Origin of the sequence: Kitasatospora sp. NPDC127121 (genome assembly GCF_042677305.1) — a bacterium.
In the GTDB taxonomy this organism is placed as follows: domain Bacteria; phylum Actinomycetota; class Actinomycetes; order Streptomycetales; family Streptomycetaceae; genus Kitasatospora.
This window is the reverse complement of sequence record NZ_JBHXTQ010000096.1, coordinates 1-12,781: the sequence shown is the minus strand read 5'-3', so window position 1 is coordinate 12,781 and position 12,781 is coordinate 1. Positions and strand designations below refer to the sequence as shown.

Genomic DNA, 12,781 nt, shown 5'->3' with positions numbered 1-12,781 from the left:
CGGATCAGTCCGCGGACCTGCGGCGCAGGTCGCGCAGGACGACGCCGCCGCCGATGAGCAGCGCGACCAGCAGCGCCCCGATGCCGAGGACGTACGTCGCGGTGCGGCCGTCGCGGTCGGCCTGGGTCTCGCCGAGGCCGACCGGCCGGGGCACGATCGGGGCGGCGGCCAGTTGGACGGGGGCGTCCGGGGTGGCGGTGAACGGCGCGCTCTCGGGGGCCTTGGTGACGGCCCTGACCGGGTCGACCACGCCCCAGCCGATGAACTGGTTCGGATCGCGCTGGGTGCGCTGGGCGGTCTGCTCGATCCAGGCCCGCACCTGGGCCGGCTTCCAGTTCGGGTGGGCGCCGACCAGCAGCGCGACGAGCCCGGACACGTACGGGGCGGAGAAGCTGGTGCCGTTGTCGACGCACTGGCCGCCCCTGGGGACGGTGGAGAGCATGTCGACGCCGGGTGCGGCGACCTTCACGAAGGAGCCGTACTGGGAGAACGGGGCGCGCTCGTTGTTGCGGTCGGAGGCGCCGACGGCGAGCACGGTCGGGAACGCGCCGGGGTAGGTGTCGCCCTCCTTGCCGTCGTTGCCGGTGGAGGCGACCACCACGACGCCGCTGTCCTCGGCGGCCTGGACGGCGGCCTTCAGCTCCTGGTACCCGCCGAAGCCGGCGGCGCCGGCGCCGCGGACGTCCTGGGAGATGTTGATGACCTTGGCCTTGGCCCTGACCGCCTCGTTGACGGCCTGGACCAGGGTGGAGACGTCGCCGTTGCCGTCGCTGTCGTTCTGGCGGATCGACAGGATGGCGGCGTCGGGGGCGAGCCCGACGAAGCCCGTCCGGTCGTAGCGGCGGGCGGCGATGATGCCGGCCACCTTGGTGCCGTGGCCGACCGGGTCCTCCTTGGAGCTGCCCGGGACCTTCTCCTTAGTCTCCCGGTTGACCACCAGGTTGGAGCCCTCCAGGACCTTTCCGGCCAGCTGCGGGTTCTGGTCGTCCACGCCGGTGTCGATGACCGCGACGGTCACCCCCGCGCCGGTGGTCCGACCGCCCTGCCACAGCTCGTCCAGCAGCAGGCGCTGCAGCGACCACGGCACGGTCGGCACGTCGGGCGCGTTCTTCGGGCAGTCGCCCGCGGCGGCCAGCCCGGGTCCGCTGTCCGCGCGCGCCTGGGCGGCGAGCGGGCCACCCAGCACGGCGAGCGCGGCCAGTGCCGCGGCCGCCTTCCGGTACCCGCGTCCGGACACCCTGCCACCCCTCATGTCGTCCACCCGTGCCGCGCGCCGAAGGGCGGGTGCCCGGAGTCCGAGCACCCGCCCCCTCACGTTCCCGCTGGGGAACGCGTGGTCAGTTGTTCCCCCACAGCTTGGCGTTGTTGTTCTCGGTCGTCTTGTAGCTCTGCGCGGCGCTGTCCAGCGAGGAGGCGATCTGCGTGCAGACCTTCTGCAGGTCGGCGGCGCGCGCGTCCCACTGGGTCTGGTGGGCCTGGTAGCCCTGCTGGGCCGCGCCCTGCCAGCTGGACGCGATGCGGTTGACGTCGCCCTTGAGGTCGTTCAGCAGGTGGTCGATGCGACCGGCCGAGGCGCGCACTTCCTCGGCCGCGTGGTGGACGGTCTCGAAGTTGACGAGGATGTGGTCGGACACGATGTCTCCCTTGACGAGGATGCGGAGCACCCCGCGCTCAGCCGCGGGCGCCCCACCGAGCGGAAGGTCGGAACAGAACGGTGATCAGCGCGGTGCGGCTGATCAGCCCTGGGCGTTGGAGAACAGCGCCTTCTGCTCTTCTTCGGTGCTCGCGTAGTGCTTGGTGGTCAGCTCGATCGCGTGCTGGATCGCGGTCAGCGACTCCTTCAGCTTCGCGATGTCGGTGTTGACCTGGTCCTGCAAGGCCTTGTAGGCGCTCGCCGCCTGGCCCTGCCAGCCGCCGGTGATGCCATCGACCGTGCTGATGAGCTTCTGCCGCTCAGCCTCGATCTTCCCGATCGCGTCCTCGATCCGCTTGGCGAAAGCCAGCATCTCCTGAGCGGTCATCGTGAACTGACCCTGAGCCATGCTCCACCATCCCCCATGAGACAGACATTGCGTGTACGGAGGGCAGCGCGGCCCGACCGTCCCATCACCCTAGTGATGTCCAGGAGCACTGTAGTCGGCACACGCAGCTCGCCCAACACCGAACTCGGCGCAGTTACCAGACCATGACACGGAGGCCAAGTCCGTTGCCTGGCTTGGCCGATCAGGCGTTCTGCGGCTGGGCGGCGCTCTTCGCCGTCAGCGGCGGGCCGGCCGGGACGAGGTCCGACCACTCGTGCGGCACCGGGAGCGGCTGGAGCTCCTTGTAGCCCAACCGGGCCTGGTTGGCGCCCGATTCGTCCTGCGGCGGCTGCTGGTCCGGCGCGGTGGCGCCCGGCTGCGGGGTGGGCGTCTTCGGGGCGCCGCCCTGGCCGGGCTGCCCGCCCTGGCCCGGCTGCGCGCCGGGCGGCGTGGTGGCGCCGCGGCCGCCGTCGCCGTTGGCCGGCACCGAGTAGCGCAGACCGGTCTCGGTGATCAGGAAGTCGGTGCCGGAGCCGCCCGCCGCGTTGTCCAGCGCGCGGTAGAAGAGGCCGTGCCCGGGCGTCACGTACGCGGCACCCGCGCCGTTGTTGTACGGCGCCGGGTAGGACGTCCCGGCCCAGACGCTGCGCCGGGGCGTGCGGCCGTCCTCGGCGACGCCGTCGAAGGTGCTGCACACGACCAGGCGCGCGTCCTGCCGGTCCTGCCAGTTGTTGGCCGGCGCACCGGACTTCAGCGGCCAGTCGTCCCCGGTGCTCGGCAGCCGGGCGTCGTTGCCCAGCTTGGCGTGGTCGGCCGGGGTCATCTCGTCGCTGCGCGGCCGCTTGTCGCCGTCGTACTTGTAGAGGTCCTGGTAGTCCGGGTTCTGCCGGATCAGCTCCGCCTGGAACGGCGTCACCAGGTAGAGCCGGTCCTTGCCGACCACGTAGTGGCGGTCCTGGTAGTGCACCAGCCGGCCGATCCGGCGGTCGGCCTGGTTGCCCAGCTCCACCGAGGAGTTGGGGCTCGGGCTGTCCGCCACCCCGTCGACCTTCGGGAAGGTGATCGGGCTGCCGGTCACCAGGGTGTCCAGCCACTCGCGCTTGACGCGCTGCGGCACCGCGTTGGGCCCGAAGACCGCGGTGATCAGCGACTTGCGCTCCTTGTCGTCCGCCTGCGGCGAGCCGATGCCGTGCTTGCGGCCCTGCGCGTCGACCAGGAACACCTTCGCGTCACCCGGCCTGGCCGCGGGCTGGCCCGGCGCCGGCTGCGCGGAGACCTGCTGCTCGTCCGCCTGCTGCACCAGCAGCAGCTGGTCCTGGCCGAGCATCCGGTCCTTGGCCGCCAGCGCCGCCGCGTCCGGGCCGGCCGCCACGAACACCGCCTGGTTGACGGTCTCCTGCTTGTCGTCCGAGCCCGGGCGGTCGCAGACCGACCACTTCATCGGCTTGTCCGCGTTGTCCCTCGTCGGCAGCTTGTCCGGCGCGTACGGGATGCCGATCGTCGGGCCGTGGTTGGGGTAGCTGTCGAGCACCCCGTCGTCGACCACCACCACCTTGGCCTCGGCCGGCAGCACCAGCCGCGCCGAGGACATGTTGAGCACCTGGTGCAGCCGCTTGGTCCGGCCGTCCGGGTCGGTCAGCACCACGTACCGGGTGGTCGACTTCTTGCCCTGGACGACGTTCTTGCCGTCGTCCCAGTGCAGCGGCGCGCTCGGCTTGAACACCCCCCACAACCCGAACCCGGCGACGATCACCGCCCCGGCCAGCACGCTCGGCAGCACCGCCTTCACCGGGCGCGGCGCGTCCTCGTCGCTGCCGCCGCCACCGGGCAGCAGGAACGCCCCCACCGTGCGCTTGCGGGCGAAGGTGTACGCGTTCAGCTCGTCCCGGCGCGATGCCATCCTCGTCGTCCCCCTCGTCAGACATTGTCGGACCGCCCTGCACCGCCCCCCGCACCCGCCGGGCGGGAACCCGCACGAACCCTCTACGATGCGGCAGCAGACGGTGAGTACGGTACGGGTACGGTCCGCGCACCGGCCAGCCGGGCCGCGGCAACTGATCAGAGAGGGTCACCCGGGGGATGCCAAGCCAGACCGCTCCAGGACGCCGCGGACCGGCAACGGGCGGGAGGTCGCGCCGCTCCGGCCGGGCGCAGCGCGGCGGCCCCGCCCCCGAGACCGCGCCCGGGCAGCCGCTGCCGCCCGCCGGCGAGAGCAGCGGCCGTGACGAAGGCGGTCGCGGGCCCGTCCTGCTCCGGATCAACCCCCGGCCCGGGCTGCTCGGCGGCCGGCTGAGGCTCCAACAGCTCGTCCTGGTCGAGGTCGCGGCCGCGCTGGTCGCGGTGGGCTGGACGATCAGCCGACCGGTCGCCGCCGGCTTCGGCGCGGTCGCGCTGGTCCTGGTGGTGCTCGCCGTGATCCCGCTGCGCGGCCGGACCATCCCCGAACTGCTACGGGTGCGCGCCGCCCTCAAGTCCCGCCGCCGGCAGGCCCGCAGCACGCTGCCGCCGGCCGGCACCGACCCGGCGCTGGCCCCCGCCCTGGAACTCGAACCGGCACTGCGCACCTGCACCCACGCCACCGAGGCCGACCTGGGCGGCCGCCCCGTCCGCCGGGAGACCGGCATGGTCGGCGACGGCACCTTCCTCAGCTCGGTGCTGCTCGTCCAGGCCAAGGACCAGCCGCTGCGCCCGGTGCGCACCGCGCTGCCGCTGCCCCTGGACGTGATCTGCTCGGCGCTCCAGGTCGACGACATCACCCTGGAGTCGGTGCAGCTCGTCCAGCACACCCAGCCGGCCCCGGCCCCGCACCTGCCCGAGCAGTCGCTGGCCGCCCGCGCCTACCGGGAACTGCCGGACGGCACCGCCACCCCCGGGCTGCGGCTGACCTGGGTGGCGCTCAAGCTCGACCCGGAGCGCGCCGCGGCCGCCGTCCGGGCCCGCGGCGGCGGCGAGGAGGGCGCCCGCAAGGCACTGCAACGGGTGACCGACCAGCTGGCCGGGCGGCTCAACAGCGCCGGGTTCAACGCGACCGTGCTGGACGAGCGCGAGCTGATCGCCGCGCTGGCCATCTCCACCTGCGCCAACCCGCTCGCGGTGGCCGGGCGCCAAGGCACCGGCAGCGGCGGCGGCACCACCCGCCGCACCCAGGAGGGCAGCCGGTTCTGGCGGATCGACGACCGCTGGCACAGCACCTACTGGATCTCCCGCTGGCCGCAGCTCAGCCGCCCCGGCGGCTCGCCCGGCCGGATCGCCGCGCCCGACCTGGTCAACCTGGTCACCGGCTCCCCCGCGCTGGCCAGCACCTTCAGCCTGACCGCCGGGCGCGGCACCGGCGGCTCGGTGACCGTCAGCGGGCACCTGCGGGTGACCGGGCGCAGCGAGAGCGAGGTGACGCAGGTCGGCCGCCAGGTGGAGGCGCGGGCGCAGGGCGCCGGACTCGGCCTGGTCCGGCTCGACCTGGAGCAGGCCCCCGGGGCGCTCGCCACCCTGCCGCTGGGAGGAGCGTCCTGATGGCGTACCAGACCTATCCGGCCCCCGGCCCGCAGCACGGCGCCGAACAGCCCCGGGCACGGTCCCGGATCCTGCCCGGCTTCGGGCTGCGCGGCCCGCGCCGGGAGAAGCACGTGCTGGACGCCGCGGACCTCGGGGCGCTGGCCTTCCCGGTCGGCGACGACGGCGTGGTGATCGGCGCCGACCCGCAGGGGCTGCCCGCGGTGCTCGGCCTGTTCCGGCCCAGCGCGTACGACCTGGTGCTGGTCGGCGGCGTGTGGACGGCGCAGGTCATCGCGCTGCGGGCGGCCGCGATCGGCGCCCGGGTCGCGGTGGAGACCGCGCGCGGGCAGCTGTGGGGCCCGCTGGCGCAGGCCGCGGGCGGCGGGCAGCCGTGCGTGACGGTCCACCAGGTCGGCCGACTCGGCCCGCAGGGCGCCTCGGTGGCCTCGCCGGTCCTGGTGGTGCGCGACCTCGGCGCCCGCCCGCCGCGCAGCCGGCTCTCCGCCGCGCCCTGGCAGACCACCCTGACCCTGCTGCCGTACCTGGGCCCGCACGCGGCCCGGGTGCTCAACGCGGCCGACCTGGTGGGTGTGCAGCGGGTCTCCCCGCAGGAGGCGGAGCTGACCGGCCGGGTGCTGTCGCTCCCGCCGGAGGACGTCGCCGCGCTGCCCACCCTCGGCGACGACCTCACGCTGTGGGCCACCCGGATGCGGCGCCAGTACGTGCGGGCCGTGGCCGGGCAGGCCGAGCAGCAGGTTCTCGGCGGTCCGCGCCGGATGGACTGAGCGGCGGCGCCGGGCCCGGGAGGCCGCTCCGGATCCGACGCCGCCTTCAACGGGGGTTGCCGCACGGCCTAGTCTTTGATGCGGCAACGGCACCGCTGAACAAGCGGCGGCGAACACGAGGGAGCCCTAGTGAGCAGCGATCGGGACGGCGTCTACGTCGGCGACAACGCGGCAGAGGACGACGACGACTGGTCCGACGCGCCCGACTACACTCCCCCGTCCTGGTACGTGCAGACGGACGCCTCGGCGGCCCCAGCCCCGGCCCCGGCCCCGGCAGTTCAGGCTCCGACGGCGGTGCAGGCTCCGGCAGTTCAGGCTCCGGCCCCGGCGGTGCAGGCTCCGCAGGCCACCGCTCCGGCGCCGGTGCCCGCCCAGGCTCCGGCCCCGACGCCGGCTCAGGCGCCCGTACCCGCCCAGCCCGTGCCGCCCGCACAGCCCGTCCAGGCCGAGGCGCAGCACGTCCCGTTCCCGGCGTCCGCCCCTGCCCAGGCCCCCGTCCCCGCTCCTGCCCCTGCCCCTGCGTTCGAGCAGCCACAGGCCGTCGCCCCGGGCTGGCCGGCGCAGCCGCAGCCCGCCCCGCAACCGCCGTACCCGGCCCCGGTCCCGGCCCCGCCGCCGACGCAGCCCGCCCAGCCGGTCCCGCCGCAGACGTACCCGCAGCCGTACCCGCAGCCGCCCGCGCAGCACCTGCCCCCGCAGCAGCCACTGCCAGCGCACGACCCGCAGGCCGCCGCCGCGTGGGCCGCCCAGCAGGGCGCCGCCCAACCGCAGCCCGCACAGCCGCAGCAGCCGACCCCGCAGCCCGCGCCGGTGGATCCGCGTCAGGGCGGCTGGCCGCAGCCCCCCGCCTACCCGCAGTCGGCCCAGCCCCAGCCGCACGACTACCAGCCGTTGCTGCCGGGCGCGCCGCACGAGCAGTCCGGCGGGGTGCAGCCGTGGCCGCCGCAGGGCGCCGTCGCGCCGCCGCCGGTCGCGTTCCCGCACTCCGCCGCCCCGCAGCCGCCCGTGGCGCACGGCGCGCCACTCGGCTACACCGCCGCGGTCGAGCTGTCCTCGGACCGGCTGCTGCGCAGCCAGCCCAAGCAGCAGCGCCAGCAGCCGCGGTTCCAGTTCGGCGGCAAGGCGGCGGCCGCCGAGAAGTCGCGCAAGCTGGAGATCATCCGCACCCCGGTGCTGAGCTGCTACCGGATCGCCGTGATCAGCCTCAAGGGCGGGGTCGGCAAGACCACGACCACCACCGCGCTCGGCGCGACCCTGGCCAGCGAGCGCCAGGACAAGGTGATCGCGATCGACGCCAACCCGGACGCCGGCACCCTGGGCCGCCGGGTCAAGCGCCAGACCGGCGCGACCATCCGCGACCTGGTGACGGCCATCCCGCACCTGCGCAGCTACATGGACATCCGTCAGTTCACCTCGCAGGACCTCAACTCGGGCCTGGAGATCCTGGCGAACGACGTCGACCCGGCGGTCTCGACCACGTTCAACGACTCGGACTACCGCCAGGTCATCGACGTGCTGGGCCGCCAGTACCCGATCATCCTGACCGACTCCGGCACCGGCCTGCTGTACAGCGCGATGCGCGGGGTGCTGGACCTCGCCGACCAGCTGATCATCGTCTCCACCCCCAGCGTGGACGGCGCCTCCAGCGCCTCGACCACCCTGGACTGGCTCTCCGCGCACGGCTACGCGGACCTGGTGCAGCGCAGCATCACGGTGGTCTCCGGGGTGCGCGAGACCAGCAAGCTGATCAAGGTCGAGGACATCGTCGCGCACTTCCAGACCCGCTGCCGCGGGGTGATCGTGGTGCCGTTCGACGAGAGCCTGGCGGCCGGCGCCGAGGTCAACCTCGACATGATGCGGCCCAAGGTCCGCGAAGCCTACTTCGAGCTGGCCACCCTGGTCGGCGAGGACATCGTCCGGGCCCAGCAGGCCGCCGCCCAGCAGTCCGGGTGGCAGCAGCAGGTGCAGGCCACGCCGTACCCGCCGCAGCCACAGCCACAGCCACAGCCGTATCCGGGTCAGGCGGGTCAGGCGGGTCAGGCCGGCCAGGCCGCTCAGCCCGCCCCCGGGGCGCCGTGGGCGCCGCAGCCCGGCCAGGCCCCGCCGCCGCCACCCGGCTACGGCTACCCGCAGCAGCAGCCGGCCCCGCAGCCGGGCCCGGGTTACGGCTACCCGCCCGCCCAGGGCCAGCCGCCGCAGCCCGCCCCGCCATCCCAGCCGTCCCCGCCATCCCCGCCGGACGGCTACCAGCCGCCGCCCGGCTACGGCCACCCGCCGCAGCCCCCGCAGTGACGCCGAAGGGCCCGCCGACCAGGTCGGCGGGCCCTTCCCCGTGCTGCGGCAGTGCTCAGACGCCGTCGGTCAGCTCGCGGGCCTGCTTGACGTCGCCGGCCATCCGGTCGAGCAGCGCGTCGATGGAGTCGAACTTCTCCATCCCGCGCAGGTAGGCCAGGAAGTCCACGGCCACGTGCAGCCCGTACAGGTCCAGGCCGACCCGGTCGATGGCGTACGCCTCGACGGTGCGGGCGGTGCCGTCGAAGGTCGGGTTGGTGCCGACCGAGATGGCGGCGGGCATGCGCTCGCCGTCGGCGGTCAGCCAGCCCGCGTACACGCCGTCGGCCGGGATCGCGCTGTGCGGCACGGTCTCGACGTTGGCGGTCGGGTAGCCGAGCTCACGGCCGCGCTGCGCGCCGCGCACCACCACGCCCTCGACCCGGTGCGGGCGGCCCAGCACCTCGCCGGCGCCGGCCATGTCCCCGGTCGCGACCAGCCGCCGGGTCAGGGTGGAGGAGAACGGCTCGCCGGACCCGGCCGCGCCGCTCACCTGGAGGTCGACCACCTCGACGTCGAAGCCGGCCGAGCGGCCCAGCTCGGTGAGCAGCGCGACGTCCCCGGCGGCCCGGTGCCCGAAGCGGAAGTTGGGGCCCTCGATGACGGCCCGGGCGTGCAGGGCGTCGACCAGGACCTGCTGGACGAAGGTCTCCGGCGACTCCTGGGACAGCTCCGGGGTGAACGGCAGCACCAGCACCGCGTCCACGCCGAGGCCCGCGATCAGCTCGGCGCGGCGCGCCTGCGGGGCGAGCAGCGGCGGGTGGCTGCCCGGGCGGATGACCTCGCGCGGGTGCGGGTCGAAGGTCACCACCACCGCGGGGAGGCCGAGTTCGCGGGCCCGCTCGACCGCCCGACCGATGATCAGCTGATGCCCGCGGTGCACCCCGTCGAACGAGCCGATGGTGACGACGCTGCGTCCCCAGTCAGCGGGGATCTCCTCCAGGCCACGCCAGCGCTGCACCCTGACCGCTCCTTGTTCCGTACGGCGCGTACCCTCTGTACGCTCAAACGCTCAAACCCGAACCCCTATAGCGTGCCATGCGCCTGCTCCTGCTCCGGCACCGGAATGCGGGTTGGGCGCACCGGCGGGTGCGCGGCCCGCCCGGGCACGGTCCGCTCCGCCTCGGCGGCCGCGTACTGCGGGTCGCGGCCGGCCGCCGCCAGGGCCCGCATCCGGGCCAGCCGGGGCCCGTCCGGCGCGGTCGGGGCGGCGTCCCGCGGCCACTGGGCGAGCAGCTGCGCGAACGCCGCCGAGCGGCCGGCGCAGCGCACCAGCAGTTCGTCCGCGGCCGGCAGGCCGGGCGTCGCCCGGGCCAGCACCGCGCGGGCCCGGGCCGGATTCTCGGCCGCGCAGTGCTCGGCCAGCCGCTCCACGGCCGCGATCAGCACCGCCGGGTCGGTCTCGATGGCGAGCAGGGTGTCCAGCAGTTCACAGCGCAGCGCGTCCGCCGCCGGGTCGGCCACCGGGACGGACAGCACCTGGGCGAACGGCCGCCGCACGCCCGCCGCCCGGGCGGCCAGCGCGCCGCCGAGCAGCACCCGCAGCTCCAGCCGGGCGGCCGGGCCGCCGGTTGCGGCGCGCTCCAGGCGGCGGCCCAGGTAGTCGACGGCGACCGGGCCGGCCAGCGCCGGGTGCTCGCGCAGCAGCCGGGCGGCGAGTTCGGCGCCCCGCCGGGTGGCCACCGGGGTGCGGGCGTCGGCGAGCATCCGCAGGGTCTCGGCGGCGGCCGCGCCGGGGGCCGCCAGCCGGTCGGCGAGCGCGGCCAGGACGGGTTCCGGGTCGCTCTCCAGGGCGGGGGCCAGCGCCCTGGGGGTGAGGAAGGCGTCGCCGCCCGCCCGGTGCAGGGCCAGCGCGGCGGGGAGGTGCTCGGCCCTGGTCGCCGGGTCGCCGACCAGCAGGGCGAGGGCGGCGCCGTGCAGGCCCGGTTCGTCCTCGCGGGCGAGCAGGGTCAGCGCGGTGAACCGCAGCAGTCCGGCGGCGGCGCCGACGGCGTGCGGGGCGGCGTGCAGGGCGTGCACGGCGGCGGCGACGTGCCGCTCGGGCCGCCCGTCGTGGCTCCAGCGGTCCACCGCCCGGCAGAGCGCGGAGGGTTCCTCGGTGGCGAGCACGGTGAGCAGCGCGTCCGCCCTCGGGTGCGCGGCGTCGGCCAGGGCGTCGGCCAACTCGTCCAGGGCGAGCCGGCGGTGGGCGTGCAGCAGGTCGTGGGCGAGGTCGGCGACGGTGTGCCCGGGGCGGCCGGGCAGGCCGCGCGGATCGTCGAACCAGGCGCAGAGCAGCGGGAACACCGCGACGGGGTCGGCGCGCAGCCGCTCGGCCACCGCGCCGAGGAACGGCTGCCCTGGCCCGTCGGCGGCCACCAGGCGGCGCAGCAGGGCGAGTTCGGCCTCGGCGGGCAGGCCGAGGCCGGTCCAGAACGCCGGGCCGAACGCGCCGAGCCCGTCCGCCGGGAGCGCGTCCAACCCGCCTTCGGCGACCGCCCGTTCGGCGATCCGCCCGGCCAACTGGTCGAGCAGCGCCCGGTGTTCGGCCGGATCGGGGCTGGCGGCCAGCCCGGCGGTGAGCAGCCGGCCCGCCCACCAGGCCGGTTCGCTGCCGGGCGGGCGCAGGTCCAGGGCGCGCCAGAGCCGGTGCAGCCACGGGTCCAGGGCGGGTGCGCCCCAGGTCTCGGCCAGCCGGCGCAGCGCGGCGGCGACCGGGCCGATCCGGTGCCGGGGGACGCCGCGCGGGGGGCCTGCCGCGGACGCGTCCGCCAGCCCGTTCGCGGGCGAGGACGGCGTGTCCGCAGCCTCGCCGAGCAGCAGCCGCAGCGCGGCGTCCAGGTCCAGGTGCAGGCCCTGCAGCCAGTCCGCGAACTCCCCGTGCGCGAAGCGGAATCCGGGCCCGGCCGGGACGAAAAGGCCCTCGGCGAGGACCGCCGTGGCCCAGCCGCCGGCCGCCGGGAACAGCTCCTCGAAGACGGCCCGGCCCAGCCCGCCGGGCCCGGCGCCGAGCATCCGCCGGGCCGCCTCGTGCACCCGTCCGGCCACTGCGGCCGCCAGCCGCCGCACCCGCCCGTGGGAGGGCCCGGCCGGGCGGGCGGAACTCCGGCGGTGGGCGCCCGGGCGGCGCTGCCGGCCGTCCTCGGCCAGCCGCCGGGCCACCCGCAGGCAGCGCAGGTCCAGGTAGGCGGCGAACAGTTCGCCCCGGCGGCCCGGCTCCCCGCGCAGGCCCTCCGCCCACAGCTCGCCGGCCAGCCGGACGGCCAGCGGGTGCCGCGCGTCGGCGTCGGCCGGCCAGCCCGGCGGCAGCCCGTAGCGGCGGCGCACCCGCTCGGCCGCCTCGGCGGGGAGCGGGCCGAGCCGGTGCCCGGCGAGGCTGGGTGCGCCCGGGCCGCCGCCGTCCATCCGGACGGTGGGGGCGCTGGCCAGGTCGCCGTCCGGCTCCGGCGGGTCCGGGTACCGGGCGGGGCCGGGGCCACTGCCCCACTTCTCGGCCGCCAGCCGCACCCAGGCCTCCTCGCCGCAGGCGGTCAGCAGCCGCGCCCCGCAGCCGGTCAGCCAGTCCCCCGCGCCGCGCAGCCAGCGCGGGTCCAGCGGCGCCGGGGCCTCCTCGGGGCCGTCCAGGACCACCAGCAGCGGCCGCCCGGCCGCCGCGCACAGCGCCGCCACCGGTTCCGGCGCGGGCGCCGGGGTGCCCAGCTCGGCCGCGACGGCGGCCAGGGCCCGTTCCACCGGGGCCGCGAGCGAGCGGTCCTCGGCGCGCAGGTCGGCGCCGCGCAGCCAGAGGGTGGGCAGCGGCCGGGCGCCGCCGGCGCGGCGGGCGGCGAGGGCGGCGAGTTCGGTGGAGCGCCCGCTGCCGGGGGCGCCGACCAGCGCGGTGACGGTGGCCTGCGGCTCGTCCCCGGCCAGTCCGTCGGGCCGGTCGACCCGGTCGGCGGCGAGCCCGGCGACCCGGTCCGGGCCGGCCCCTGCGGCGGCCAGCTGGGCGGCGGTCAGCCGCAGCACGCCGGCCAGGTTGAGCGCGGGCCCGTAGCCGGGCACGGCCGCGCCGTTGCGCGCCAGCAGTTCGGCCAGCGCCGGGGCGACCGCGACCGCGCCGCCGCCGGCCGGCACCGCCGGGAGCGCGCCGCCGTGCTGCGGCCCGCGCAGCGCGGGCACGGCCAGGGCCACCAC

The 12,781-nt window shown here is 76.4% G+C and carries 9 protein-coding genes; 3 read left to right on the top strand and 6 right to left on the bottom strand.

Annotation, left to right across the window (positions count from 1 at the left end; genetic code table 11):
• Positions 1 to 4: 4 nt before the first annotated feature.
• The 4 genes from mycP to ACFVHI_RS32625 form a co-directional block, all read right to left on the bottom strand.
• Positions 5 to 1,237: a type VII secretion-associated serine protease mycosin gene (gene mycP / locus ACFVHI_RS32640; protein WP_380345386.1), complete on the bottom strand. Its 1,233-nt coding sequence runs from the start codon at positions 1,235 to 1,237 to the stop codon at positions 5 to 7.
• Positions 1,238 to 1,337: 100 nt separating this feature from the next.
• Positions 1,338 to 1,634 carry a WXG100 family type VII secretion target gene (locus tag ACFVHI_RS32635; RefSeq protein WP_063351107.1) on the bottom strand — a complete coding sequence of 99 codons (297 nt, stop codon included), beginning with the start codon at positions 1,632 to 1,634 and terminating at the stop codon, positions 1,338 to 1,340.
• A gap of 102 nt (positions 1,635 to 1,736) precedes the next feature.
• Positions 1,737 to 2,042 (bottom strand): WXG100 family type VII secretion target, encoded by a 306-nt coding sequence (locus ACFVHI_RS32630; RefSeq protein ID WP_063347614.1) that lies wholly within the window; start codon positions 2,040 to 2,042, stop codon positions 1,737 to 1,739.
• 181 nt (positions 2,043 to 2,223) lie between these two features.
• Positions 2,224 to 3,921, bottom strand: a complete 1,698-nt coding sequence (locus ACFVHI_RS32625) for a type VII secretion protein EccB (protein WP_380345383.1) — start codon at positions 3,919 to 3,921, stop codon at positions 2,224 to 2,226.
• 179 nt (positions 3,922 to 4,100) lie between these two features.
• On the opposite strand from ACFVHI_RS32625, the gene eccE reads away from it, so the two are divergent.
• The 3 genes from eccE to ACFVHI_RS32610 all read left to right on the top strand — a co-directional run bounded on the left by eccE (position 4,101) and on the right by ACFVHI_RS32610 (position 8,590).
• Positions 4,101 to 5,531 (top strand): type VII secretion protein EccE, encoded by a 1,431-nt coding sequence (gene eccE, locus ACFVHI_RS32620; protein ID WP_380345381.1) that lies wholly within the window; start codon positions 4,101 to 4,103, stop codon positions 5,529 to 5,531.
• Positions 5,531 to 6,298, top strand: coding sequence for a hypothetical protein (locus ACFVHI_RS32615; protein WP_063347616.1), 768 nt, complete (start codon positions 5,531 to 5,533; stop codon positions 6,296 to 6,298). The genes eccE and ACFVHI_RS32615 overlap by 1 nt, the downstream gene beginning before the upstream one ends.
• Before the next feature lie 129 nt (positions 6,299 to 6,427).
• Positions 6,428 to 8,590, top strand: coding sequence for a MinD/ParA family protein (locus ACFVHI_RS32610; RefSeq protein ID WP_380345379.1), 2,163 nt, complete (start codon positions 6,428 to 6,430; stop codon positions 8,588 to 8,590).
• Positions 8,591 to 8,645: 55 nt separating this feature from the next.
• Here ACFVHI_RS32610 and ACFVHI_RS32605 read toward each other — a convergent pair whose 3' ends face one another.
• Entirely contained in the window at positions 8,646 to 9,590 is a 945-nt protein-coding gene (locus tag ACFVHI_RS32605) for a bifunctional riboflavin kinase/FAD synthetase (protein WP_380345377.1), read from the bottom strand.
• 65 nt (positions 9,591 to 9,655) lie between these two features.
• Positions 9,656 to 12,781 (bottom strand): serine protease (locus tag ACFVHI_RS32600; protein ID WP_380345375.1); only part of this gene is annotated, 3,126 nt, incomplete at its 5' end.